Source organism: Melittangium boletus DSM 14713, from assembly GCF_002305855.1.
GTDB lineage: Bacteria > Myxococcota > Myxococcia > Myxococcales > Myxococcaceae > Cystobacter > Cystobacter boletus.
Genome location: NZ_CP022163.1, coordinates 8,668,497 through 8,693,753, shown reverse-complemented (window position 1 = coordinate 8,693,753; position 25,257 = coordinate 8,668,497). Strand labels below are relative to the sequence as shown.

Sequence of the window (25,257 nt, the reverse complement as noted above, 5' to 3'; positions counted from 1 at the left end):
GAAAAAGAAGGTTTTTCCTCTAAAACGGGTCGTGAAGCACCCCCGACCCCCTGGAGGAAAACGCCATGCGCCGAGTCCAACCGGATGAACCGTCCCGTGTGATGTACCCCCGCCCGTCACGCCTCCTGGGACTCACGGCCATGACCTTCCTCGCGGCCAGCGTGGGCTGCGGCGGTCCTCTGGACATGGAGCGGGACGAGGCCATGGGCCGCCAGGAAGCGGCGCTCGCGGAGACGCAGTGGACGGTCACCCTGCGCACCTGGTCGAGCCATTACCTCGTGGCCGACAAGGGCGGTGGCGCCGCGCTCATGGCGTACAGCACGGCGGCGAACGAGTGGGAGACGTTCACGCTCACGGACGTCAACGGCGGCTCGCTCGTCACCGGCGACGTGGTGACGCTGCGGAGCATCAGCGGCCAGTGGGGCTCGGCCCTCAACGGAGGCGGCGGTGAAATCCGCTTCACCGCCACGGCGCCCCAGGCATGGGAGCAATTCACCATCACCAAGCTCAATGGCGGCGGCAACATCGTCAGCGGCGATCAGATCGCCCTGAAGACGGGGGTCACCGGCCAGTTCATCTCCGCCGCCAACGCGGGCGGCGGCACCGTCACCGCCACCGGCGCCTCGGCGCGAGAGTGGGAGACCTTGACGCTCGGCATCTCCGGTTCGGGCGGAAGCTCCGGGGGCGCGGGCAGCATCCTCTTCGTGGGCAACAGCTTCACCCACGGCCACGAGGAACCGGTCTACTCGTACAACAAGGGCGCCATCACCGACGCGAACGGCAGCGGCCAGGGCGGCGTGCCGGGCATCTTCAAGCAACTGACCGTCCAGGCCGGGCTCTCGTACAACGTCACCATCGAGACGGTGAGCGGAGAGACCCTGAGCGGCCACTACGCCACGAAGTCGGCGATCATCGGCCGCGCCTGGGACACCGTCGTCCTGCAGGAGAACAGCACGCGGCCCCTGCCCACCGCCCGGGGCGGCTCGCCCGCGGACTTCTTCACCGGGGCCGACAACCTGCGGCGCCTCGTGCTGTCGAAGAACGCGTCGGCCAAGGTCTACCTCTACGAGACCTGGGCCTCGCCCGCGTCGGTCTCGGCTCAAGGGTACACGGGCGGCACGGCGGGCCTGCAGGCGATGCAGAGCGACCTGCGCGGCGCGTATTTCAAGGCCTCCTCCGAGCAAGGCTTCACGGGCGTGGCCCGGGTGGGTGACGGGTTCCTGCGCGCGATCGAACAAGGCCTGGCGGATCCGGATCCCTCCAATGGCATCACCCCGGGAACCTTCAACCTGTGGAGCAGCTCGGACAGCCGCCACGCGGGCAAGTACGGCAGCTACCTCTCCGCGGCGGTGCTGTTCGCGAGGATCACCGGGGCCGACCCGCGCACCCTGGCGGTGGGCACGGGCAGCGCGGCGGCCGGCCTGGGAATCAGCTCGACCGATGCCTCCAACCTGAACCGCATCGCCTACGAAATCACCGCGCAGCCCCTGCCCCTCGCGCCGCTGCCCGCCCTTGGCGCGACCTTCTCGGGCTCGGTGACGGCCGGCACCCCGGCGAACCTCACCGGCGGCGCGCAGTTGACGTCCCTCACCACGGCCGAGGGCACCTTCACGAATCTCGTTGGCGCGACTGCCAATAGCATCACGGGGACCAACACGCCCAACTCGCGCGGCTCGACGCCCGCGAACGCCAACGCCGCCGCTTCGGGCCTCGGCGTCAATGTCGGCGCGAACAACCTGGGCACGGGCAACTTCCAGTTCGGCACGGCCTTCTCCGCGAAGACGCGCTTCTTCATCGTCGAGAGCGCCCTCACCTCCGGGACGATCGGCGACGACACCGTCGTCACGCTGATCGACGCGTCGAACAATCAGGTGGGCGCGTTCTCGCTCTCGCTGCTCGCGAGCCACTTCACCGCCTCGGCCGCGGGCAACACGTCCAGCGCGCTAGCGACGATCAACTACACGGGCGGCGTCGCGAGCGTCACCGGCAGCCCCGCGGGCACGGTGCAGTCGAAGCTGGGCGCCGTCACGTTCTCGCTGGCGGATCTCGGCGTCACCACCCCCGCGAACGTCGGCGCCGCCAGGGGAATCCGCCTCGCCAGCTCCACGCTCGATCCAAACGCCGTCGGCTTCTACACCGTGCCCTGAGCGGTGGACGGAGTCTGGGCGGCGGCGGGCTCCTCGGTCCGAGCCGCCGCCCGGGCAAGCCGCTCGGACAGGCGGCGAAGGTGTTCGGCGAGCTCCCGGGGTTCGTGCACCTCGAACTCGAACGCCATCCACCCGAGGTGGAAGGCAAGTGCCTCCAGGCTGTCCGCGCCGGTGTGGACGAGGCAACGGTCCGCGTCCAACCCCTCGATGCGCGCGGCCACGCCGGACAGCTGCTCCGACACGACGCGAGCGGGGGCATGCACCGTCACGCGGGCGCGGAAGCGGTACACGTCCGTCGAGACGGATTGTGAGACATACGCGGCCACGTCCTCGGACGGCAGCGGGCGGGGCTTGAAGGAGCGACCGATGGCTCGCCTCGGGCCGATGCGATCGATCCGGAAGGTCCGCCACCCTTCCCTGCCGAGGTCGTACGCGAGGAGGTACCACCGGAAGCTGGTGTGCACGAGGCGGTAGGGCTCGACGGAACGCGCCGTCGCCGTCCCCTCGCGGCTGCTGTAATCGAACTGGAGAATCTCGGAGTCGCGGCACGCATTGGCGATCACCGCCAGGGCCTCGGCGTCGACGGTGGGCCCGGCATCGCCGAGCCGCACGCTCACGGCCTGGAGGGCGTTCACCCGGCGCCGGAGCCGCTTGGGCAGCACCTGCTCCAGCTTTCCGAGCGCCCGCACCGCGGCCTCCTCCAATCCTTTCACGGGCCCGGTCGCCGCGATGCGAAGGCCCACCGCGACGGCCACGGCCTCGTCGTCCTCGAGCGGAAGGGGTGGCAACTCCTTGCCGGCGCCGAGCTGGTACCCGCCCCCGACCCCGGCGGTCGCATGCACCGGGTATCCGAGGGTCCGCAGCCGATCGACGTCGCGGCGGACGCTGCGTTCGGTGACTCCGAGCTCGAGTGCCAGGTCACCGCCCGCCCAGAAGCGCCGGGACTGCAACAGCGACAGGACCCGCAGCAGCCGGGCGGAGGTCTGGACCACGGGACGGCTCCTCTCATCGCGGACCGAATCTGTCCGCGACCCTTCCTACCTTCTTCCCATCACCCGGGCGAGCCCAGAAGACGTTCCGCCCAAGAACCCTGGAGATGCACCATGAGCCCTTCCCCCTCCGCGACGACCCCGATCTCCGCCGGCCTCCAGACGTACAAGGGCAGCTGTCGGTGTGGTGCCGTGCGCTTCGAGGTCGACTTCGATCCGAGCGCTGGGACGACCCGGTGCAACTGCACCGTCTGCACCAAGACCGCCTGGTGGGGCATCAACGTGAAGCCGGGATCCTTCCGACTCCTGTCGGGCCAGGAGGTCCTGCGCGACTACTCACGCTCCGAGGCCTCGCACGGCCGGTTCTGTGGGGTGTGCGGCATGCACTCGTTCGGGCACGGGAACATTCCGGAGCTCGGTGGGGAGTACTACGCCGTGAATGCGAACTGCCTGGATGGCGCGGACCTCACGGGCGTCCAGGTCACCTACCTCGACGGGCTCCACGACACCTGGGCCGAGCTCGGCAGCGCACCGTACGTGAGTCCGTTCCCCTCTGGGCCGCGCGCCTGAGCGAGGGAGGGAGCCGTCACGGTAGCTGGCTTCTGAGCTCCAACCAGCCGCACAGCTCGGGATGTTTCCGCACCACGTCCGTCTCGGCTATCTGAGCGAGGATATTGAGTGCGTTCTTGATGTCCCGAAGCGCGAGGAGCTTGTCGTGCGGAACAGTGCGGAGGTCCGTCGAGGACGACAGCCGCACGGCCTCCTCAACGGACAGGGTGGCGACGCGCTGGAACCACGCCGCGATGATTTCGGGGTCCAAGACGGAGTCACCCGCCTGGGCGCCGAGTTCGGCGATCAACCGCGCGCGCAGGTTCATCCCGGAGAGCCAGAACGAGTGCGCGATGCGCACGGGCGAGCGGTTCACGAGCCCTTCGTACACACGCAGGGCGATGCGCGCCCACGGAAGGCTTCGCTCCTCTCCCGCCCGTGCTGCGGCGGTGAAGGCGAACACCTCCCAGTTGAAGCGCTCGCCACCAACAGGTTCGCCGATGGTGAGCCTGTCGAGCCACGCACCCACCTCCTTGACTGGCGATTCCAGGACAGCATCCAGAAGGTCTCGAGTGGTTTCCATGGTCTCCCGCCAACGACCTGCACCCCCCTTCCATACCCCGTCCCACGCGAAGGACAGAGCCATGTTCCGCAAGGATAGGCACTCGCCCAGATTCTCCTGCCGGGAGCACCACGCTCCGTAGTCTCTCCCTTGGGTGTGTGCGGATCCCGAGCCGCGGACCGCGCGCCTGAGCGAGGGAGTGTCAAAAGCCCGGCACCTCGTTGGGATGTCCGGGCTCCTGGCCTGGAAAGGTCCGACCCCTAGCTTTGGCGCGCTCCCCCAGAAGAGTGCCCCCGAGGTCGGAATGAATTGCTCCAAAGCGTCGATATTGAGCCTCCTGGTACTATGCACCGCCCTGCCCGCTCTCGCGGAAACTGCCCCAGGAGCCGCACCCGCGACGGCTCTTGAAAACTGTCAGGCATTACAAAACGCGGGCGTGGCTTTGTCTGGAACCTACTGGATCCGGCCCTCGGGCGGTTCACCCCTAACCGCCTACTGTGACATGGAGACGAACGGCGGAGGGTGGACGCTCGTCTACAACAGTGTTCTGGGCGTCAACACGACCGAGTTCTGGAACATCGCCCACTGGGATCGATTTGGTCGGCGAGGACAACCGCGCATCGAGTCGCTCTTCTACGATGGGAGCATCTACCCTCACGGCAGGTCCTATATGGACATCATCGAGGACCTGATGGGCAAGAGCGTCGTCGTCCTGGTGGCCGAGGCCAGCGGCATCGATCCCTACTCGATGAGGTTCATTTCCCCTCGGTTCATCTCTGGTAATCCGGGAATCTACTCAGCTCAATTCGCCGCCGGCTGGTCCGCGCCAGACTTCGATGGCGACCTGTGGTCCGAACAGAACTGCGCCCTCAATTATGGAAATGTTACTCAGCATTACGGCATCTGCTGGAATTACAATCTTGGGATGGACGCCGATGCCCCTATTTATGACGGAGGAATGGGTCCGCATCTCTACTCCGGTACCGCCACTTCCGTGGGACTCCACTCGGATGGGAGTGCGTACACCCGTGTTCGCCGCATCTCACGCTTCGTCAAGTGGTAGGTCCCGCGTTGCACAAGAGGAGTTCCAACATGATGCGTCATGAAAAGACTTTTCTGACGGCGGCATTTGTCACTGCGCTGGCCGTGGCCGCTGGGAGCGAGGCACGCGCGGAGGAAGAGCGGCCTCGCCTGGAAGTACCCGACTACAAGACCGTGGACCCCGCGCTCCTCAATATCCTCGTGCTCCCCTCATGTCCCAGCAATGGAATCGTGGCGTTCTCGGCCGAGGGTAGATCTCATATATCCCAAGGTGGCGCCACGCTGTTGGGCTATCCAACGATATACTCCAATGCGGGAGAGGCGTGGGTTCCTGGAGGAGGAACGTTCATCGCGCCTTGCGCGGGACTCTATTCCTTCAACGTCTCCTTGGTGAGGGACCCGTATTATTACGGGGGGACGAACGACGATGTCTACTCATGCCTCACCCTCAATGGCACAGATAAGGGGTGCGCTTGGGCGGGAGAAACCAATTCAGTCGGCCGAGCCACGGGTACCCACACGGTTGCACTGATGCTGAAAAAGGGCGACTACGTCCAATCATTCGCCATGAGCGATACAGGGTACAACCGCCATCTGAGTGTCTACCGATTCACCGGCTTCCTGGTGAAGTCCATCGACACGTCCAATCCATGAAGCAGCAGCCCGGCCATTTCTTGAACTGGCCGGGCTGCTTCGCCCAGGGTAGTCGGACCTGAGCGTGAAGTTCTGTTCCTGGCCGCCCGACTTCCAAGGTAAGCTCTCCGCACTCACCTCGAAAGGAGAGGCAGGCGTGAGCGACACTCCTCCACGCGAAGGCAGCAGGCTGGGACCGTACCTCCTCGGCAGGCTTCATCCGGACTCGGATCCGGCCCTGGGCTACGTCTACGAGGCGCATCACATCGAGACCGGCGCTCCCGCGCTCGTGATGGTGCCCGATGCCTCCAACCCCTGGGCTCCCCGCGCCTCCTGTGCCGTGCGCTCGCTGAGCGAGGTGTCTCCCCCCTTCGTCTCGGTGGAGGTGGAGCGCACGCCGGGGGCGACGACCCGGGCACTCCACGAGCTGACGCTGCTGCACATCCGGCTGTCCGGCGCGATGACCTGCGTCGAGGACTGCGAGGACACGGCGGCCTTCCTCTCCCGCGAGCCCCACCTCGCGCCACCAAGCCCGCGCCCGCGCCGACGCCTGTTGCCCCTTGGTCTCGCCACCCTCGGAGGCGTGGCGCTCGTGATGGGACTCCTGCTCTGGCCCCGGGCGCCCGCCCCCAAGGATGCGACGCTGGACGTGGGAGAGGTGGAGACCGTGTCCGGCGAGTCCGTGAGCTGGGTCGACCTGGCGGCGTCTACCCGCCCCATCATCGGCTATCCCCTGCCGTCCAAGCCGTTCAAGGGCCAGCACAAGCCGCCCTGCACCGAGGGCGCCGAGGTGGAGATCAACGGCGGTTGCTGGGCTCAACTCAAGCAGGATGCTCCCTGCCCCCGAACCACCGCCGAGCACCAGGGCAAGTGCTACATGCCTGTGCGAGACCCCCCTCCTGAGCCCCGCTCTCTCCAGCCATGAGGGATGTTCCTCCCCGGGCAGCGAGAACACCACCCGGGGAGTTGAACGTCTGAATCAGCCCTTGAGCACGGAGATGGGCGTGAGGCGCCGCAGCGCGGTCACCAATTCCTCCTCATCCTCGAGGACCTCGGTGATGTCGCGGTAGACGGCCGGAGCCTCCTCCACCAGTGAAGCCACCCGGCCCGCGTCGAACACCACCCGGCGCAGGGCGTGCTCCAGCGCGGCCGGGCGCCCTCGGGCGTGTCCGTGCGCAGGCCCGGGAGCGTGCCTTCCCCGGAAGCGTGGGCCACGCGCAGGTGGTGCGCGGCGATGGCGGCCCCCACTCCCCGTGAGCCCGTGTGGAGCAGCAGCCAGAGGTCGCCCCCGGCGTCGCGGTCCAGTTCCAGGAAATGATTGCCACCCCCGAGCGTCCCGAGGTGCCTCGGGGCCAGCCGTTCCCACTCACGCTGGAGGCGGTGGGTGGAGAGGCGCTCGGCCTCGAGCCCGGGTTGCAGTGGCACCCCTCGCCCCCGGTGCACCGCGTCCCCCACGGGCACGGCCCGAGCGAACGCGGCGAGCAGGCGCTCCAGCTCCGCCCGGTCGAGCGCCGCGGCGGGGAAGTCGAAGCGCACCGCGCTCACGCCACAGCCGAGGTCTCCTCCCAGTGCCCCGGGGACGATGTGGTGCTCGGTGGCGAAGACGGTGCCCACGGCGACGCCCTCGGACACGTGGACGTCTGGCATGGCGGCCACGTGTCCGGTGACATAGGGCTGACTCGCGATGTGCTGGAGCTGCTTCACCGCGCCCGCTGGCACCGCGCGGGCCCAGGCGAGGATGGGGACGGCCCCCGGCGGGCTCTCGATGATGCGGGGCATCATGACTCACCCCCTTCCTCGGACTCCTCGTCCCAGGTGGGGACGCCGGATTCGGGACTGGAGAGCTCGGGGAAGGCCACGCCCACGTAGATGAAGCGCAGGTGCGGCACGCGCTTGAGATCCAAGCCGAGCGCGAGCTGCGCGCGAATGAAGCCACTGGCGCGGGTGAGGGCCGCCTCGACCGGAGCGGGCCCGGCGTGCGCGAGCTCGGGAGGAAGCGTGAAGCCAATCCGGGCATTGCGCCCGTCCGGCGTCAGCTCGAGCGACGTCACCGCGACGCCCTCGAGCAGGGGATCCGACAGTTCTCCCCGGAAGAGGCGGGACACCTCCTGGAACAAGGTGGACTGGACGCGCAGGTGGCGCGCGGGGATGGACTCGACTTCGGAGGACAACGGGGAGGACTCCGCGCCCCGGCGAGGTGCGCGGCTACGGCGATGCTTGGAAGAAGTCATGAAAGACGAACGGTTCCCGGCGGGCCGCACGAGGCCCCGCGCGCTCCAGGTGGGGAGCACACGGGACACACGTGGGCCGAGTCAGTACGGCGAAAGTCCGTGCCGACACCCGCGCCCCGAGGGCGGTGGGTCCGTTCGTCTCGACTTCAGCGAGGGAGCGGAGCGCGCCCGGTCAGGCGAGCATCGGCGTGGAGTGACCCGAGACACCTTTCAGTACAGTCCCCATGGCACACCTCCCGCCGCGTGAGTGGAGCACGCGATCCGTTGTGGGCAAGGTGCCATCGCACCCTGGCCGCGTCAACGCCCCGGACGAAACCTCGTCCCCGTGACTGACAAACAAAATGAACCTCCGGTGGGATCAATGATGATGCGCACTGGATTTTCCCCCTCGCTCGAAGGTGAAGACACATGAAACATCGGGTCGCATCGGCATGCATCGCGGCGCTCATGCTGCTGGGGTGTGGTGCCAGTTCGTCCAACACGGATTCCCCCACCCCGGTGGACAAGGGGACCCCTCTGACCAAGAGCGCCAAGAGAGGGATTGCCTTCGACCTGGCGGCGCCCGAGGACCTCGCCGCCCTCTCTCCTGGCGTGAGCTGGTGGTACAACTGGAGCCCCCGGCCCCATGGGAACGTGCCCGCGGACTACCCGTCCCGCTATGGCATGGACTTCATCCCCATGCTGTGGAACGGGAACTTCGACGCCGCGAGCATCGAGTCCTTCCTCAAGGCCCATCCCGACATCCAGTACCTGCTGCTGCTCAACGAGCCCAATCTCATGGATCAGGCGAACATGTCGCCCCAGGACGCGGCTCGGCTGTGGCCCCGGTACGAGAGCGTCGCCGCGAACACGGGGGTGCGGTTGGTCGGCCCCGCGATGAGCTGGGGGACCTATCCGGGTTACTCGGATCCCGTGGTCTGGCTCGATGCCTTCTACTCGGCCTACCGCGCGGCGAATGGGAATCGCGACCCGCGCATCGATTACCTCGCGTTCCACTGGTACGACTATGGACTCGCGGGCCAACTGGACCGGCTCAAGAAGTACGGCAAGCCCTTCTGGGTCACGGAGTTCGCCAACTGCCATAGCCAGAAGGATGGCGCGCAGATCGACTCGGTCGCCAAGCAGAAGGCACAGATGACGGAGATGGTGGCCGTCTGTGAGAGCCGCGCGGACGTGTTCCGCTATGCCTGGTTCACGGGCCGGTGGACGAATGATCCGTGCTTCGCGAGCTTGCTGGGCGCTCCGGGAACCCTGACGGAGCTGGGCGCGCACTACCTCTCGCTGCCCTATGCGACCAGCGCGTCCAGCGCCGAGAGCACGGCGGAGACATCCCCGCGCGGCACCCGCTGACAGGACACGAAGCCCGAGGCCCGATCCGTGGCGATGACGAGAATGCCTCGGGCCGCCGCGAGCGCCACCTCCGCCGGGTGGCTCTCGCACCAGGACAGCGCCAACACGGCGTCCACGCCCTCGAGGCTCCGCTGCGCCTGCTCCGTCACCCGCGTGACTTGGGGATGCTCCAGCCGCCCCAGCTCCGTCCCCTCGGTGGGCCGCACCCACAGACGCCACCCGGGACGGGCCCGAATCACCTCCAGGGCCTCGTTCAACCCACCGCGAGCCAGGGCGGGACCGGCGAGCAGGGCCACCCGCTCCGCCCTCCCCGTCCGGGCATCGACTCGGGGCACACGCGCCTCCAGGGGCCATAGCTCGCGCAGCCGCTCCCGCGAATACCCCGCCGCCAGCAGCCGCTCGCGAAGGAACTCCCCGCGCACCCAGATTTCGTCCGCCAGCACGCGCTCCGCCTCCTGCCGGGCCACGTCCGCCGCGGTGGCCCGGTGGTTGCGCAGGAAGGCCTCTTCCGGGTGGCGCTCCGCCGCCGCATCCAGATCCGCGTGCAGATGACGCAACGAGGGAAGATCCTCGATCAACACACACCGAGCACCCCGGCGACGCGCCACCGCGAAGACCTCGCGTGCGCACAGGGAGGGAGCCACCACGGTCTCCAACCGGGCCACCGGGGACAGCAAGGGCGCGACCCCTTGCGCCATGAGCCTCCGCAGCAGGAAGCGGGACTGGAAGGTGGCCGCCGCCGAGTGGCCCCGCCACCGCATTCCCGCCTCCACCACCGCCCATCCCCCCAGCAGTCCCCAGATCCGGGAGCCCTCATCCGCCGGCAGTACCCGCCGCCGCCACGCCGTACGGACCCGCGACGGCACCACGCCCCAACGCTCGGGCCCTCCGGGCAGCGACCACGGCGCCCACACGTCCGCCGGGACGCCTTCTCCCAGCACGGAGGGCAGCCGCCGCAACCACGGCGCGGGCTCTGGCGCGAGGACGAGCCTCACGGGCTTCGCCCCTCGGACGCGGGCACCTCGACCCGCGCGTGGCACGCGGTCTCTCCACACGTCAGGCACGTGCGCTGGCGCGACTCGGGGCTGAGCAGCCGGCGCCGGTTCTCCGCGACGGTGCCCGTCTCCAGCACCGTCCCCGTGGCCACGTCCTCCACCGCGCGGACGATTCGATTGGAGCGCACCCACCCCTCCGCCGTCTCCACCAGCGAGTCGTCCTCGGCCCAGAGCCGGGAGCGCGTCCGGGGAGCGGCCTCGCCGTGGAAGGAGAGCCGCAGTTGGCCTTCAACGACGCGGGCCCCGAGTCGCACGGGCCCCTCGCGCGGCGCCACCACCAGGTCCACGTAGGGCCAGGCCACCGTGGCGTCCATCCCCCACAGCGCGCCCTCCAACGGGGGCACGGCCTCCATCGTGTGCCCAAAGCGCTCGAGGATGTGCCAGCCCTGACGCGCCGCCAGCTCGAAGAGGGCATTGGCCAGCAGGCAGATGCCCCCGCCAATGGACGGAGTGAGACACCCTCCCCTCAACGCCAGGCCATGCCGGTAGCCCGCGTGCTCCGACAACCGGCCGAGGACGCGCCAGAAGGACAGGGGCCGATCGGGCGTCACCCACAGGCCATCGAACGCGGGCGCCGCGAGCCGCAGGTTGTGCTGCTTGCCCGCCTCCAGCAGGGGATCCGCCTCGGGGTCCGCCCGTGCCATGTCCACGCGGTGGGAGGCCACCAGGACGGACAACCCCCGCGTGGGCGCGAGCACGGGGCGCGGCCAGCGCTCGGGCGTGGCCGTCCACCGCACCAGCCGGTTCGCCTGGAGGACGAGCTGCTTGCTCCTGCGCCACCACAACGCCGGGGCGGAGAGTTCGGAGAGCCGAGGTGCCGGGGAGGCCATGGTCACCGCCTCAACGCGGCTCGGAGGTCTTGTAGCGCAGCTTCTTCATGGCCTCGAAGCGGGCCCGGTCCTTGGGAGGCGTCGTGGCCACGAGCCCCTCGAGCATGCGCTTGGAACTCTGGAAGATCTCCTCGACGGCGACCTCGAAGGCGTCGGTGTTCTGCTTGGAAGGCTTGCGCGTCCCCGCGATCTTCCGAACGAACTGGAGCGCCGCCGCGCGGATGTCGTCATCGGTGGCGGGCGGCGCGAAGTTGAACAGGGGTTTGATGTTCCGGCACATGCCTGAAGACTAGCAGGCCGGGTGACAGGCGCTCTACCCGCCCATCTTCGCCATGCGGCGCTGCATCTCCTCGGGCGACACTTCCTCGACGTGCTGCGAGAGGGTCCACTTGTAGCCCTCGGGATCCTCGAACTGGCCCGAGCGGTCGCCGTAGAACTGGTTCTCCAGCGGGCGCACGACCTTTCCGCCGGCCTTCACGAAGCGCTCGGCGAGGGCGTCCACGTCCTCGGTGTAGACACAGAGCCCCACCGGCGTGCCGCCGTAGCTCTTCGCGCTCTTGTTGCCCCACTCCGGCATCTCGTCCGAGAACATGAGCCGCGAGTCACCAATCTGGAGCTCCCCGTGAGCGATCTTCCCACCCGGCATCGGCAGCGTGTACAGCTCGACCGCGCCGAGGGCCGCCTTGTAGAACTCGACGGCCTTCGCGGCATCGCGCAGCGAAAGGTAGGGCGTCAGGGAGTGAAATCCGTCGGGAATCGCCTTGGGCATGGGTGCTCCTGGGTGAGGCCCCGCACCGCGCGGGGCCGTGGCAAATTGGACGGAACGAACGTTCAGGTCAAGAACGTTTCCGGGGTCCCCGTCGACTCCAGCACACCCGGAATGGTTGGATGACCCATATGACTCCTTTCGTCTCCTCGGGTATCCGCCGTGGTGCCACCGGTCTCTTGCTCGGAGCCTCGCTGCTCACGGGGTGCGGTCCGAGCGGGAGATGCGAGGGCTTCGTGGGTGGCACGCGCATCCAGGGCGACATCGATGGCGACAGCATGCTCGTCATCCGCCCGATGCCCTTCAGACCCTCGAACACAGGCGCGTATGTCCGAGGGGCGCAGCTCGAACTCCTCTACGGGGACGGCGCGCTCCGGCTGCTGCTGGAGATCCGGCTCCCCGCGGAGCAGGACACGACGGAGCTGCCGCTCGTCCTGACCGAGGACGAATCGAACCAGCGGTTGCCCCAGGACGGCAGGGTGTCCATCTGGAGCATCCAGACCCCCACGGACGCACCCGAGCTGAGGGGCGGCTCCCTCACCGTGAAGCTCGCGGACGCCAACAACCTCGAGGGGAAGATCGACGCGCGCTTCGAGGACGGCTCCCAGCTCGAATGCACCTACGACGTGCGTGGCAGGAACTTCTTCCCGGGAGACGACCCCACCTATAACGGCCCACCGTGACGCGGGGGCGCGCTATTCGTACTCGTCACACCCCTTCTCGGCCTCCACGGGGTAGGCGGACTTCTTGTCGCCGCGCACGTAGACGCGGCTCTTGGCGAAGAGCTGGGAGCCGCGCAGGGTGACCAGGCCCTTGGCCGCGTCGGTCACCTTCCACTCCACCTGCTCGCGGGCGCCGCCATTCCCCCCGGTCAGCTCCAGCGACCAGGCCCCCGCTCCGGCGCCGGGCGTGAGCTTCGTCACCTGGACGCGCGTGCTCTCCTGGCCGAGTTGGATCTCCATCTGGGCGGTGGACGGCTCGACGGTGAAGCTCGGGGTCTCCGCGGAGCAGGGCTTGGAAATGACGTAGCCCTTGCCCTTCTTCGTGAGCGAAATCCACGTGCCGGCGAGCGGCTGGAGTTGTTCCGCCTTCACGCCCCCGGGCGCCGCGCACTCCAGTTGCGTGCGCTCGAGCAGTCCCGCCGTCACCTTGCTCGGGCCCTTGAAGCGCGCGGGCACCAGGGCGGGCTCGGAGGCGGGAATGACGGTTTCCACCTTGTCTCCCGCGACCACATACGCCTTGCGCGCCGTGTTCGCCGCGTCCGAGGCGTGGAAGACCGCCCGCGCGCCCTTCACCTGACACGAGGTGAGGGGTTTGGCCGTGGCGCGCGAGAACGTGTCGCTGCCGGGCCACCCGGCGCCGCAACAGCCCTGTCCCGAGCCCTCCAGCACGAACGACCCCGGCGCCACGCGCAGGGACCACTCGCCCTCGGCGTCCGCGCCGCTCAGCGTCCAGCGGCTCGCGCTCTTGTTCCCCACCACGAAGGCGCAATCGCACGTGCCCACGCTCTCGCCCTGGGGAAAGCCCGCCTCGTAACGCACCAGCGTCTCATTGCTCCCCTGGACGATGACGAGTCCCGCCCCGTCCTTCTCATAGACGCCCGAGGGATCTCCCGCCGATTGGGCCCCGGCGGCCAGGGCCCACCCCCACACCACTCCGCACGTGATTCCCATCATCCGACGCGCCGCGTTGTACATGATGATTTCTCCTGGTCCTCGAGCCTGGGGGCCCGAGCCTAGGGCACGAGACGCGCGGAGGGGCAGGCGAAGATTTCACCGGGGAGAGGAAACTTCCTCCGCCCCGGGGCGATAATCCCGCCAATGACTTCCCCGTCCCTCGGGACGAGGCCTACCGGTAAGGTGTCCATGACTGGAGTGAGCAGCTACAAGGTTCGTTCGGGAGACACGCTGTCGGGCATCGCCAAGAGCAACAACACCACGGTGGACGCCCTGGCCCAGGCCAACGGCATCAAGGACCCGAACAAGCTGGCCGCCGGACAGACCCTGCGGATGCCGGACTCGTTCGATGCGAAGGGCTCCACCCCCTACACCGTCCGCTCGGGCGACACGCTGTCGGGCATCGCCAAGCGCAACAACACCACGGTGTCCGCCCTGGCCCAGGCCAACGGCATCAAGGACCCGAACAAGCTCGCCGTCGGGCAGAAGCTGCAGCTGCCGGGCGCTTCCGGCACCCGTCCCGCGACGGGCTCCTCCGGGGACAACTTCGAGCCGGGCAAGGCCACGGGCCCCTCGGGCACCCAGCAGCAGCCCCCCGCCTCCGCCCCCGCGGGCGAGGTGCTGGGCGGCCTGAGCCGCAAGTACGAGGCGCGCGGCGCTGGCACCGTGTCCACTGGCAAGGGTGACAACGGCGGCGTGTCCTACGGCTCCTACCAGTTCGCCTCCAAGAACGGCTCGGCGCAGAACTTCGTCGACTCGCTCAAGACGAGCCACCCGCAGTACCACGCGGCGCTGGCGGGCAAGACGCCCGGCACCGAGGCCTTCTCCACGGCCTGGAAGCAGCTGGCCGCGAAGGATCCGAAGGGCTTCGACCAGGCCCAGCACGACTACATCAAGGCCACGCACTACGACGTGGGCGCCGCGGAGATCAAGAAGGCCACGGGCCTGGACGTGAACACGCGCTCGCACGCGCTGCGCGACGTGGCCTGGTCCACCTCCGTGCAGCACGGCCCCAAGGCCGCCGATGACATCTTCAAGGCCGCGCTCAAGGGCCGCGACCCCGCCACGGTGAGCGACGCGCAGCTCATCAAGGACATCTACGCCGAGCGCGGCCGCCGGGGCGCCAACGGCGAGCTGGTGCACTTCTCCAGGAGCTCGCGTGACGTGCAGGAGGGCGTCGCCGATCGCTTCGTGAAGGAGTCCAAGGACGCCCTGGCCATGCTGTCGCGCGAGGGCTCGCAGCCCGCGGCCACGCCCTCCAACGTGCCCACGCCCACGCCCCGTCCGGCCGACGCCCGTCCCTCCTCGCCCGCCAACCAGGGCCCCACCACCGAGACGGACAACGACACCACCCCGGTGAAACAGGGCGCCCTGCCGGCCAAGCACGTGAAGGTGCCCTACTACAGCCAGTTCGAGGGCGGCCACGGCTACACGCCGAGCGACACGGCCTGCTTCAAGGCGGCCACGGCCATGGCCGGCGCCGCGGGGGCCAAGGTGCTCGGGCCGGCGGATCGCATCCAGGTGGGCACCAGCGAGAACAGCAAGGGCCAGCTCGCCATCAACTCGAAGAAGGCCGCCGAGGGCCGCAGCTACATCGACCAGCAGCTCGACAAGGGCAAGCCCGTGGTGGTGGGCGTCAGCCACAAGGACTCCAACTACAACGTGGACGGGCTGACGGACCACTTCGTCACCATCACCGGCCGGGGCGTGGACGACAAGGGCCGCACCTACTACACCTTCCACGATCCGGGCACCCGCCACACCAGCAAGGGCAGCGATACCAACGCGAACAACCGCTTCTACGTCGATGAGAAGACGGGCGCGATGACCCGGCCGGGCTCCGCGGCCACGGGCTCCGTCACCGAGCGCCGCTACGACGTGGCCATGGTGCGCCGCAACGGCTAGTCCCCGCTGACACCAGGGCCGAGGGGAGGCGCCTCTTCCTCCCCCGCCCCCGCTTCACCCCGGCCCGAAGGGTTTCCCCTTCGGGCCTTCGCATTTCTGGAACACGGGAATACCATGTTCGATGGGAATCCAAGGCATCCCCCCAATGCCTCCCATCACCCCCAAAGCCAGACATTCCATACAGGCCGAGGAAACATGAACTACGTTCTCGAGTCCAAATCAGAATTCAACCGATTGGAGCACCAGTCCGGCCTTTCTGGATATGACTATCAGCGCGAACTCGCCCTCTCCGGATTGCCGGCCATTCAAGACGGAATGCGGGTGCTGGACGCGGGATGCGGCTCGGGAATCGTCACGCGGTACCTGGCCCAGGAGCACCCCGGCTGCGAGGTGGAGGGGTGCGATCTCTCCGAGGTCCGGGTGGCGCAGGCGCGCGACGCCGCGAAGGGCTTCTCCCGGCTCCGCTTCAAGGTCCAGGATCTCGCCCGGCTCGACTACCCGGAGGCGCACTTCGACATCATCCTGTGCCGCTACGTCGTCCAGCACCTGCCCCCGGAGAGCCATTCGGCGGTGCTCACCGGCTTCCTGCGCTGCCTCAAGCCCGGCGGGCACCTGCTCCTCATCGATTTCGACGGAGGCTTCCTCAATCTCCACCCCCAGCCCTCGGAATGGTTGCGGGAGGCGCTGCGAAAGATGGAAACCCGGTTCCCGGTGGATCTGCGCATCGGACGCAAGCTGCCCCACCTGCTGGTGAAGGCGGGGTTCATCCAGACCCAGTGGCGCATCGACGTCCTCGAGTGGAGTGGCGACATGCTCGCCCAGGAGCGCATGCTGCTGGACCAGCGCATCCTCGCGCTGGAGCCCGTCCTCTCCCATGTCCTGGGGAGCGTGCCCGAGGCACGGCGCTTCCACCGGGAGTACCTGGAGGCGCTCGACACGCCGGGGTGCGTCCTCTTCTACAACAAGTTCATCGTGACCGGGCGTAAACCCTCCCACGTGGAGTAGGTCCTTCCCCCCCCGGCCGCGGGGACTTCCCTGGAAGGATGGGAAACAAGCGAATCAGACGTGAGAGGGTTTGGCCGCGCGAGACCCTCTCCCGCTCCCCGCCCATTTGCTTGCATCGAATAAATGTGTTTGTTTATTCAATGAGAGCCCGGGCGCTGATCGTTCCAATCCACCACGATGGGGAGTTCATATGACGGCGAAGGCCGCGTTCCATTCCAATGACAGGCGGAAAGCCGCGAAAACCCAGCCGTACCTGAGGGCCGTTCGGGAGGACCCCAGATACGCGTACATGGATGAACTCATCCAAAAGCTTGGAAGCAAGGACAAGGTCGCATTCGACATCCAGGTGGATGGCGCGCGTCACCGGGTCGACTGGCCCCTCGACTTCTCCGAATACCGCGTCATCGCCAGCACGTATCCGGTGGCGCTGGGGTTGTGTGAACGCGGGAGCTTTCCGGAACTCGAGCAGCTCCGTTCACACCTGACTCACAGTGATCTCGATCTGCTCACCTATTTCACGAGCAGCAGCGACTCCCCGCTCTATCTGCAGAACAGCCAGGACCGGATGGACTGGTTCTTCGCCCTCGACTACTTCGTCGATGGGCCCTCGGTGCCGCCGGAGCTGCGCGAGGAGGTCGTGAGGGATCTGACGGGATGGCTCGACGACCGGAGCCACGTCAGCCGGCTGCCGTGGGTGAACACGCTCAACGCCTTGCTGCGGATCGTCCTGGAGGACATCGAGCGCGAGGGCCTGGACACCTCGATCATCGTGCGCGACACGCGAGGCTACTTCGAGGGCTTCCTCCTGGAGTTCGACCAGAAGGTGCCGCTCGAGCGCTACCTGGAGAACCGGTGCAAGACGATCGGCATGCGGCCCGAGCTCGAGTTCTGCTTCGCCTATCTGGGCACGCCCCTGCCCGCGCACGAGCGGGACCTGGCCGAGCGGATGAAGCGTGCCGCGGCCGACCTCGTCGCGTTGCAGAACGACGTGCTGTCCCTGAGCAAGGAGGAGGCCCAGGAACAGGAGCACCTGCGCCTGAAGTCCTACTTCCCCGACAGCCGCAGGTATGTGTCGTTCCTCAATCGCTTCTACGAGGCCCGGTTCACCAGCTTCCTGGCCCTGCGTCCGCGCGAGCCGGGCCCCCTGGAGGCGTTCTGGGAGGTGTGCTCCCAGTGGATCTCCGGCAGCCTGGTGTGGCACCTCACCAGCCGACGCTACAACCTGGGGCAGTTCGCGATCCTACCGTGAGTCCGGACCCTTCCCGCCCGGCGGGAGCCGCTCCACCATCTCCCGCAGGGTGACGGGCTCGAAGGGCTTGTCGAGGCTCGTCACCGAGGCATCCGCCAGGAAGGCCCGGGCCCGATCGGTGAACGCGCCCCCCGTCATGAAGATGAAGCGTGGCAGGTAGTCAGGCTGGCGTCGTGCCAGCTCCGCGTGCAGGTCCATTCCCGTCATGTCGCCCATCATCAAGTCGCAGAACACCCGGTCGAAGCCCGGGTCCGCGGACAACAGCGCCAGGGCCTCGCGTCCGCTGTGCACCACCTTCACCTCGTGGTTGCGCCCGAGCACCCGCTTCATCATCGAGCCGATGGACGGCTCGTCGTCGATGATGAGCACGCGCCTGCGCGGCGGCGCCTGTTGCTTCACCACCGGGGGGGCCACCACCGGCGTCATGGTCTCGTCGAGGACGGGCAGCACGACCTGGAAGCTGCTCCCCCGCCCGAGCTCGCTCTGGACCCTCAGCTCGCCGCCCATCTCGCGGATGATGTCCCGGCTGATGGGCAGACCCAGGCCGGTCCCCTCTCCAGGGGGCTTGGTGGTGAAGAAGGGCTCGAAGATGCGCGCGAGGACCTCCGCGCTCATCCCCTTGCCCGTGTCGCGCACCTCGATCACCACCTGGGAGCCCTCCACCCGGGTCGACAGGGTGATGGCGTGGTGGGTCGCGTCTCCCTCGGGGATGGCCTGGGCGGCGTTGATCAACAGATTGAGGAGCACCTGACCCAACCTGGACTCGTTGCCCAGCACGCGTGGGACGCGCTCGAGGCGGCGGACCACCTGGGCCCGATGGCGGATGTGGGGCATGGCCATGGACAGGCTGAACTCCAGGGCCGCACCCACGTCCACCGGCCCCGTATGGGTCTCGCTCGAGCGCGCCAGGGTCCGCAGCTCCTTCACGATGGTCCGGATGCGCTCGGCGCCCTTGCGCGCATCCTCCAGCGCATGGGTCAGCTCCCGCAGCCGCTCGGCGGAGGGCGGCGGCAGCTCCTGTGACAGCGCACCGAGCTGCTCCAGGGCCACGTGGAGGTTGCCCGTGACGAAGGACAGCGGATTGTTGATTTCGTGCCCCACCCCGGTCGCGAGCTGTCCCGCCACCATGAGCTTGCCGGATTGCACCAGCTTCTCCTGGGCGGCTTGCAACTGTCCGGCTTGATTGCGGACCAGGGCCTCGGCTTCCTGCCGGCTCGACTGCTCCCGCTCGAGCCGCGCCTTGCGCTCCAGCTCGTCCCGCACGAGCGCGGTGACGTCCTGGAAGCGGACGATGATTCCGTCCAGGAAGGGCATCACGGTGCTGCGGAACCAGCAGTGGGGGTAATACACCTCGCTCTTGACGGGCTGCCGCGTCTCCACCACCTGACAGAAGATGGCGAACCGGCCGTTCATCGCCGGGGGGACCGCCTCGCTCAGCCGCCGCCCGACCACGAGTCCCGGCTGGACGAGCTTCATGGACTCGACGTCGTTGGAGAAGATGAACTCGAAGTCGGTAATGACCCGGTTCTGATCGCGGATGGCACGCAGGACCACGCACCCGTCTGGATTGATCTGCTCCAGTTCCACCAGGGCCCGCAGCAACGTCGCTCGACCCAGCCCCTGGTGCCCGTCGTCTTCCTCTTGCATCAGTGTCGACATCCCCACTCCCCCCCAGCCTCCTCCCCGCTCATCAACGCCGGAGTCCATCGAGGTACGCTCGGTGCCTTTCCATCCGGTGAAATTTTCATGACTTCATGATTTTTCATGAAAACGGACGAGAGTGCGAGACCCAGTCGCCTCGGTCGAAGAAGAAAGTCCCGCGATGCGTCCAGGAATGCGGGGGCTGCTCGGAAAAGCGGAGTCGTTTCAAGGAGATAGCACCGCCATCGCCCCAGGCCCATAGCCGCGGCCCTCGACGGCTACGCGCGCGCCACGAGCAGCCCCGCGGGAGCCCACCAGTAGGGGTACAGCGGCCTGCGTTCGACCCGCGAGAAGCCCGCCTCGCCGAGCAGCCGCTCCCACTGGGAAAGCGGCTGCTCGAAGTTGGTGCGGGTCGCGCCGCGATCCACGTAGCCGAACAGCACCGGCATCAGGAAACCCTGGGCAACCGTCTCGAAGTCCGCGCCCACGTACTCCGCCAATCCCTCGCGGTAGCGGGCGAGCACATGCCTCGCGGTCTCGGGCTTCAGCGGCTCGTCCATGGACGGAGGATCGAACTCGGCGATCAGCAGCGCATCGCACCGGGCGCGGAGCCAACTCAGCAACGGGAGCCTGGCGGAGGGCTCCAGGGACTGCAGGCTGAAGGTGGCTTGAGCCACGGCCCAGCGGCGCGACCGCGAGTGGGGCTCGGCCGCGAACTCCCCCAAACCTCCGGCGAAGGCGTCGAACGCCACCCCCCGGGTGGCGAGTTCCTGGGTGGTGCGCTCGAGCAAGGGGGTCGCGGGTTCCACCAGCGTCACCCGCCGGACCGCGGGCGTCAGCGCGGGCAGGAGTGCCCTCCCGTCACCGACGCCAATGTCGAGCAGTTCGAAGGGCTCACTGGGATAGCAGCGGACCAACGCCGCGCTCGTCTCCCGGTACAGCGGCACGTTGCCACCGCCTCGGATGAAGACACTGAAACCTTCCGCCGATACATAGACGTTGCGCTTGCCCTCTCGCGCTACCCGGGTGAGGTAGGTCGCCGCCGCACGGGGCAGCAGCGCGTCCGGGGCGGCCCGCGCCGCCCTCTCCGCGAAGGTGGCGGCCTCGGCGTAGCGCTCATCGGCGAAAGCCAACATCGCCAGGTACAGAAGGCTCTCCGGAGTGGATGTCGCGGCGCGAGCAGCGGCTCCAAGGCCCTCGGTACGGTAGTGATTCCAGACGGTGAGAAAATCATCGCTCATAGGTCCCGCTCCTCATACGCCTTCCCCTCCTCTCAAGACAAAACTGCCTGAAAGGACTGCTCTGGAAAACCAATCCGAGCATGGGTGACACGTGTCACGTGTCATCGACACCCACGTCGTCAGAGAGGCGACCGTGACGCACAGTCAAATAAGGTTTCACACGACTATCAACTATGGTATGTAAATCGGCGTTTCCTGGTTAAGAGGCCGTTCCCGGCCTGTTCATGACCGGAATCAGCCCCCTACTCCTTCCCCCCCCTCAACCCTCGAGATCAATGAAGACCCAGAACATCAGCGCCGTCGTGGGTGGATCCTTGCTTGCCTTTGCCCTGACGGCGGAGGCCGATCCCTTCCGCAACACCGGTACCGTCTCTGGCTGGAACTCCATCAACCGGGAGCACAAAGGAACCGTGCAGGAGGTGACGAACCTCTCCTACGAGGGCCCGACCTCCATCAAGGTGACCCAGGTCTACGATCCCTCGTACAGCGGCCGCTATCACTCGGAGGTCGTGAAGAACAACGTGTACCGCCGCGGTGACACGGGCTTCTACGGCTTCGCGTTCCGGCTGCAGCAGGATTGGCAGTTCCAGAGCCAGTCCTTCAACATCGCCCAGTTCATCGCGGACTTCTCCAACACCGGCTGCGACGACTACATGCCGTCCAGCATGATCTGGCTCCAGGGCAATCAGCTCTTCACGCGCGTCAAGCAGGGCTCGATCTGCGCGCAGAAGACCGTCACGTTCGGCAACCTCGCCACCGTCACCGCCGGTGAGTGGCACAAGGTCATCGTCCAGGCGAAGTGGGCGAGCGACGGCACCGGCTTCTACAAGCTCTGGTTCGATGGCAAGAAGGTGCTCGAGCAGTACAACCTGAGCACCACCATCTCCGACGATCGGTACTTCCAGTTCCGCGTCGGCCTCTACGCGAACGGCTGGCACGACAACGGCTACATGCAGGGCAGCCAGGGCACGCGCAGCATCTGGTTCGATGAGATCAGCGCGGGCACGACCTTCGCCGAGGCCGACCCCGATCAGTGGTAGTCCCGGACAGGGCGCGATGAAGGCCGAGCCTCCGTCGCGCCCTGCCCCGTTGCCGGCTACGGCTTCGCCGGGGAGGAGGCGGCCTTGAAGGTGCTGTAGCTGGTGATGAGGTTGCGGTAGTCGGGGATGTGGTTGGACAGCAGCGAGCCCAGCCCCTCCACGTCACGGCGCCAGTCGCGGTGCAGCTCGCACGCGGCGGCGAACCACGTCACCAGCTGCGCTCCCGCCTCCGACATCCGGTTCCACGCCGTGTGACGCGACACCTCGTTGAACGTCCCCGACGCGTCCGTCACGATGAACACCTCGAAGCCCGCCTCGATGGCCGACAGCGCCAGGAAGGCCACGCACACCTCCGTCACCACCCCCGCGATGAGCAGCTGCTTGCGCCCCGTCGCCTTCACCGCCTTCACGAAGTCCTCGTTGTCCCAGGCGTTGATTTGTCCGGGGCGCGCGATGAAGGGCGCCTGGGGGAACTTCGCCTTCAACTCCGGCATCAGCGGCCCGTTGGGCCCGTCCTCGAAGCTCGTCGTCAGGAGGGTCGGCAGCTTGAAGTAGTCCGCCAGGTCCGCCAGCGCCAGCACGTTGTTCTTGAACTGGTCCGGGTTGAAGTCGCGCACCAGCGACAGCAGGCCCGCCTGGTGGTCCACCAGCAGCACCGCGGCGTTGTTGATGTCCAGACGGCTGTAGGGCTTGCTCATGTCTTTCCTCGGGGGGTGGCTCGCCGTCTCGGCGACGGCGTTGCGTGTGAGAGAGATATACATCGCCCCTTCTCCCGCCAGTAGATTGCCGCTCCGCACACTTCGTTCCACCCATGGGACAATGGCGGCTGCGCCGCCTCATCCAACGCCGAGGAGATGAATGAACGGTCGATCCACTTCGAGAAGCTTCTTCCAGGGTTTCACCGCGACCACCGTGAAACTGATGTTGGGCCTGGTGGCCCTGACTGGCTGTGGGGGGATGGGCCCGGAGGACGCCGAGGTCCAGGAGACGACCTCACCGTCCACCGTGACGAGCGCCGCGACGGCGAACGTGCAGGCCTTCTATTCGGAAGGACAGTGGCGCAACCGTTTCGGAGTCACCGGCCCCTATTACGGCCCCCTGGGTCACCGGGGGCTCGACATCGCCGCCAGTGCCGGTCAAGCGATCCCCGCGCTGCGCTCTGGTACCGTCCGCCGCGTCCAATACTCGTCCGTGGTGGGCCACACCATCGCGATTGAATCCGCGCCCGGCGACTTTTCCGGGTACGACCACGTCATCCGGACCCGAGTCTCCGTGGGCGACTTCGTCCAGCAAGGGGACATCATCGCCTATGCGGCGGGTCCCGGAGACGATCATGGGTCGGCGTGGTCGGGGCCGCACCTTCACCTGACCCGAGGCTCCACGGATCGTTGCGCGTTCGGCGAGAACGTCAGCGATCCCGCTCCCCTGATTCGGAGCGTGCTCGGCACCGGCTCCGGCGGAGGGACCGCTCCCGGAGGAGGCTCCGGGGGAATCCAGGTCAGCGTCGAGGAGGGAAAGATCCTCCAGCGCGTCGCCCAGCGGGGGGGTTACACGGGCCCGGTGGACGGTGTCCTCGGAGCCAATACCTGGAAGGGCGTCCAGACCGTCATCAAGAACAAGGGCTTCTACACCGGCCCCGTTGATGGCGCCCCGGGAGAGCAGACCTGGAAGGGCGTCCAGAAGCTCGCGCAACTCGGAGGGTACACGGGGCCCGTGGACGGATTCCCGGGACAGTACACCTATGCGGGTCTCAACAACTGGCTGGCCCAGGACACCGGGACCTCTCCCCCCACGGGGATGACGGGTGTCTACGGAATCGATGTCGGCACGACCCAGCGGGATCTGGACTTCAACGCCATTCGCAGCGCCGGCTATCAGTTCGCGATCGTCAAGGCAGGCGGCTCCAATGTCTCACCCCGCTATGTCGCGCCGTACTACGCCCAGCAAGTCGCTCGCGCTCGCGCGGCCGGGTTGATCGTCGGGCATTACTGGGTGGCGGGCTCGACCGACCCCGGGAGCGACGCGCAGTACTTCGTGGATCACCTGTACGACCATCGGGTGGGCGACCTCCTGGTGCTCGACAACGAGGCGATCGACGATGGCATCTTCTGGAACGACTCCCTGACCGCGGTCTTCATGAAGGCGGTCAAGGCCCGCCTGGGGAAGGCCCCGTTCCTGTACACCTACTCGAGCCTGCTCACGTCCAACACCTGGACCCAAACCCAGGCCGTGGGCTCGAAGCTGTGGATCGCCCACTACACGGGCACGCCGGGCAACCCGACGATCGGCTCGGCCTTTCCGACGTGGGAGCTGCACCAGTACACCTCGTCCGGTAATCAGAATGGAATTCCCCTCGACCTGAACGTCGCCAGGCTGTCCGCGTTCGCCGGACTGAGCCAGCCGCCGGATGGCGTGACCCCTCCCCCGCCAACGGCCATCCCCGGGGGCGGCTCGGGGGGTGGTAGCGCCCCCGCCATCACCGTCGAGCAGGGAAAGATCCTGCAGAATCTAGCCCGTCGGGGTGGCTACACCGGCGTGATCGACGGCGTGCCTGGCACGAACACCTGGAAGGGCGTGCAGACGGTCCTTCGCGAGCTGGGGTACTACGACGGGCCCGTCGACGGCGTGCCGGGCATCAACACCTACAAGGGATTGCAACTCCTCGCCCAGGACGGTGGCTACACGGGCCCCATCGATGGCATCCCCGGACCCAACACGTACAACGGGATTCAGGCGTACTTGAACGGGTCATCCGGCGGTGTGCCGCCCGTCGGCAACGCACAAGGCGTGACGCTGCAGCGGATCGCCCAAGCGGGCGGATACACCGGGGCCTTGGACGGCGTGCCTGGCACGAACACCTGGAAGGGAGTCCAGCAGGTCCTCGGCGGCTACGGCTATTCGGGGCCCGTGGATGGCGCCATGGGCACCAACTCGTGGAAGGCGCTCCAGCGTTTCGCCGCGAAGGGAGGCTATACGGGCCCCATCGACGGCGTCATGGGCACCAACGGCTGGAAAGGCGTGCAGACCGTCCTGAGGGGCTTTGGGTACACGGGCCCCATCGACGGCGTCATGGGCACCCACAGCTACGCGGCGCTCCAGCGGGTCGCGCGCCTGGGTGGGTACATGGGCCCCATCGATGGCGCGCTGGGGGTGAACTCGTGGAAGGGCCTCCAGACCTTCTTGAGCGGCGCCGGGTACTCGGGACCCATCGATGGCGTGCCGGGAACCAACACCTACAAGGTGCTCCAGTCCCTGGCGAGCCGAGGCGGCTACGCGGGCCCCATCGACGGCCTCCCCGGCTCCAATACGTACGCGGGCCTGGCGAACCTCCTGGACTGAGCGGCACC

Annotated in this window: 24 protein-coding genes; 12 read left to right on the top strand and 12 right to left on the bottom strand. The window is 67.6% G+C overall.

Translation table 11 applies throughout. The annotated features are described in order from the left end of the window. Window positions 1–65 precede the first annotated feature (65 nt). On the top strand, window positions 66–2,147 hold the full coding sequence (locus tag MEBOL_RS36020) for a cell division protein FtsK (protein WP_095981646.1): 2,082 nt from the start codon (window positions 66–68) through the stop codon (window positions 2,145–2,147). On the opposite strand, the gene MEBOL_RS36015 is transcribed toward MEBOL_RS36020, so the two are convergent. Further along, window positions 2,132–3,139, bottom strand: a complete 1,008-nt coding sequence (locus MEBOL_RS36015; protein ID WP_095981645.1) for a helix-turn-helix transcriptional regulator — start codon at window positions 3,137–3,139, stop codon at window positions 2,132–2,134. The genes MEBOL_RS36020 and MEBOL_RS36015 overlap by 16 nt on opposite strands. Window positions 3,140–3,250: 111 nt before the next feature. On the opposite strand from MEBOL_RS36015, the gene MEBOL_RS36010 reads away from it, so the two are divergent. Then, window positions 3,251–3,706, top strand: coding sequence for a GFA family protein (locus MEBOL_RS36010; RefSeq protein WP_095981644.1), 456 nt, complete (start codon window positions 3,251–3,253; stop codon window positions 3,704–3,706). Window positions 3,707–3,722: 16 nt separating this feature from the next. On the opposite strand, the gene MEBOL_RS36005 is transcribed toward MEBOL_RS36010, so the two are convergent. Next, window positions 3,723–4,268 carry a hypothetical protein gene (locus MEBOL_RS36005; RefSeq protein ID WP_095983215.1) on the bottom strand — a complete coding sequence of 182 codons (546 nt, stop codon included), beginning with the start codon at window positions 4,266–4,268 and terminating at the stop codon, window positions 3,723–3,725. Between the two features lie 205 nt (window positions 4,269–4,473). On the opposite strand from MEBOL_RS36005, the gene MEBOL_RS36000 reads away from it, so the two are divergent. The 3 genes from MEBOL_RS36000 (at window position 4,474) to MEBOL_RS35990 (ending at window position 6,846) form a co-directional block, all read left to right on the top strand. Beyond that, window positions 4,474–5,310: a fibrinogen-like YCDxxxxGGGW domain-containing protein gene (locus tag MEBOL_RS36000; protein ID WP_095983214.1), complete on the top strand. Its 837-nt coding sequence runs from the start codon at window positions 4,474–4,476 to the stop codon at window positions 5,308–5,310. Between the two features lie 29 nt (window positions 5,311–5,339). After that, a complete protein-coding gene (locus tag MEBOL_RS35995) occupies window positions 5,340–5,942 on the top strand; it encodes a C1q-like domain-containing protein (RefSeq protein WP_095981643.1) in 603 nt (200 codons plus the stop codon). A gap of 136 nt (window positions 5,943–6,078) precedes the next feature. After that, window positions 6,079–6,846: a protein kinase gene (locus tag MEBOL_RS35990; RefSeq protein WP_095981642.1), complete on the top strand. Its 768-nt coding sequence runs from the start codon at window positions 6,079–6,081 to the stop codon at window positions 6,844–6,846. A gap of 98 nt (window positions 6,847–6,944) precedes the next feature. Here the strand turns inward: MEBOL_RS35990 and MEBOL_RS35985 are convergent, their stop codons facing one another. Next, complete coding sequence (locus MEBOL_RS35985; protein WP_245919167.1) at window positions 6,945–7,703, bottom strand: RtcB family protein; 759 nt, start codon at window positions 7,701–7,703, stop codon at window positions 6,945–6,947. After that, window positions 7,700–8,092: a ribosome-binding factor A gene (locus MEBOL_RS35980; protein WP_245919165.1), complete on the bottom strand. Its 393-nt coding sequence runs from the start codon at window positions 8,090–8,092 to the stop codon at window positions 7,700–7,702. Before MEBOL_RS35980 ends, MEBOL_RS35985 begins: the two co-directional genes overlap by 4 nt. Window positions 8,093–8,560: 468 nt before the next feature. On the opposite strand from MEBOL_RS35980, the gene MEBOL_RS35975 reads away from it, so the two are divergent. Then, window positions 8,561–9,502: a glycoside hydrolase family protein gene (locus tag MEBOL_RS35975; protein WP_095981640.1), complete on the top strand. Its 942-nt coding sequence runs from the start codon at window positions 8,561–8,563 to the stop codon at window positions 9,500–9,502. Here MEBOL_RS35975 and MEBOL_RS35970 read toward each other — a convergent pair. From MEBOL_RS35970 to MEBOL_RS35955, 4 genes are read right to left on the bottom strand one after another with little or no spacing between them, the layout of a single operon-like run. Next, on the bottom strand, window positions 9,439–10,497 hold the full coding sequence (locus tag MEBOL_RS35970) for a hypothetical protein (protein WP_095983213.1): 1,059 nt from the start codon (window positions 10,495–10,497) through the stop codon (window positions 9,439–9,441). The two genes, MEBOL_RS35975 and MEBOL_RS35970, sit on opposite strands and share 64 nt — an antisense overlap. Further along, window positions 10,494–11,387 carry a VanW family protein gene (locus MEBOL_RS35965; protein WP_095981639.1) on the bottom strand — a complete coding sequence of 298 codons (894 nt, stop codon included), beginning with the start codon at window positions 11,385–11,387 and terminating at the stop codon, window positions 10,494–10,496. Before MEBOL_RS35965 ends, MEBOL_RS35970 begins: the two co-directional genes overlap by 4 nt. 10 nt (window positions 11,388–11,397) lie before the next feature. Beyond that, window positions 11,398–11,667: a DUF2277 domain-containing protein gene (locus tag MEBOL_RS35960; protein ID WP_095981638.1), complete on the bottom strand. Its 270-nt coding sequence runs from the start codon at window positions 11,665–11,667 to the stop codon at window positions 11,398–11,400. Between the two features lie 33 nt (window positions 11,668–11,700). Then, window positions 11,701–12,156 carry a VOC family protein gene (locus MEBOL_RS35955; protein WP_095981637.1) on the bottom strand — a complete coding sequence of 152 codons (456 nt, stop codon included), beginning with the start codon at window positions 12,154–12,156 and terminating at the stop codon, window positions 11,701–11,703. Between the two features lie 128 nt (window positions 12,157–12,284). Between MEBOL_RS35955 and MEBOL_RS35950 the strand changes: the two genes are divergently transcribed. Beyond that, on the top strand, window positions 12,285–12,836 hold the full coding sequence (locus MEBOL_RS35950) for a hypothetical protein (protein ID WP_157823871.1): 552 nt from the start codon (window positions 12,285–12,287) through the stop codon (window positions 12,834–12,836). 12 nt (window positions 12,837–12,848) lie between these two features. Here the strand turns inward: MEBOL_RS35950 and MEBOL_RS35945 are convergent, their stop codons facing one another. Then, complete coding sequence (locus MEBOL_RS35945) at window positions 12,849–13,850, bottom strand: hypothetical protein (protein WP_095981635.1); 1,002 nt, start codon at window positions 13,848–13,850, stop codon at window positions 12,849–12,851. Window positions 13,851–14,018: 168 nt separating this feature from the next. Between MEBOL_RS35945 and MEBOL_RS35940 the strand changes: the two genes are divergently transcribed. From MEBOL_RS35940 to MEBOL_RS35930, 3 genes are all read left to right on the top strand, one after another. Continuing rightward, complete coding sequence (locus tag MEBOL_RS35940) at window positions 14,019–15,734, top strand: VgrG-related protein (RefSeq protein ID WP_095981634.1); 1,716 nt, start codon at window positions 14,019–14,021, stop codon at window positions 15,732–15,734. Between the two features lie 195 nt (window positions 15,735–15,929). Next, window positions 15,930–16,739, top strand: coding sequence for a class I SAM-dependent methyltransferase (locus tag MEBOL_RS35935; RefSeq protein ID WP_157823870.1), 810 nt, complete (start codon window positions 15,930–15,932; stop codon window positions 16,737–16,739). Window positions 16,740–17,028: 289 nt separating this feature from the next. Further along, window positions 17,029–17,988 carry a terpene synthase family protein gene (locus MEBOL_RS35930; protein ID WP_095981632.1) on the top strand — a complete coding sequence of 320 codons (960 nt, stop codon included), beginning with the start codon at window positions 17,029–17,031 and terminating at the stop codon, window positions 17,986–17,988. Here MEBOL_RS35930 and MEBOL_RS35925 read toward each other — a convergent pair. Both MEBOL_RS35925 and MEBOL_RS35920 read right to left on the bottom strand, forming a co-directional pair. Beyond that, window positions 17,980–19,647: an ATP-binding protein gene (locus MEBOL_RS35925; protein WP_245919163.1), complete on the bottom strand. Its 1,668-nt coding sequence runs from the start codon at window positions 19,645–19,647 to the stop codon at window positions 17,980–17,982. The two genes, MEBOL_RS35930 and MEBOL_RS35925, sit on opposite strands and share 9 nt — an antisense overlap. A gap of 260 nt (window positions 19,648–19,907) precedes the next feature. Beyond that, window positions 19,908–20,870, bottom strand: a complete 963-nt coding sequence (locus tag MEBOL_RS35920) for a hypothetical protein (RefSeq protein ID WP_095981630.1) — start codon at window positions 20,868–20,870, stop codon at window positions 19,908–19,910. A gap of 275 nt (window positions 20,871–21,145) precedes the next feature. Between MEBOL_RS35920 and MEBOL_RS35915 the strand changes: the two genes are divergently transcribed. Next, window positions 21,146–21,910 carry a polysaccharide lyase family 20 protein gene (locus MEBOL_RS35915; RefSeq protein WP_095981629.1) on the top strand — a complete coding sequence of 255 codons (765 nt, stop codon included), beginning with the start codon at window positions 21,146–21,148 and terminating at the stop codon, window positions 21,908–21,910. 56 nt (window positions 21,911–21,966) lie between these two features. Here MEBOL_RS35915 and ycaC read toward each other — a convergent pair whose 3' ends face one another. Further along, a complete protein-coding gene (gene ycaC / locus MEBOL_RS35910; RefSeq protein WP_095981628.1) occupies window positions 21,967–22,608 on the bottom strand; it encodes an isochorismate family cysteine hydrolase YcaC in 642 nt (213 codons plus the stop codon). Window positions 22,609–22,768: 160 nt separating this feature from the next. On the opposite strand from ycaC, the gene MEBOL_RS35905 reads away from it, so the two are divergent. Continuing rightward, window positions 22,769–25,249 (top strand): GH25 family lysozyme, encoded by a 2,481-nt coding sequence (locus MEBOL_RS35905; RefSeq protein ID WP_095981627.1) that lies wholly within the window; start codon window positions 22,769–22,771, stop codon window positions 25,247–25,249. Window positions 25,250–25,257 lie beyond the last annotated feature (8 nt).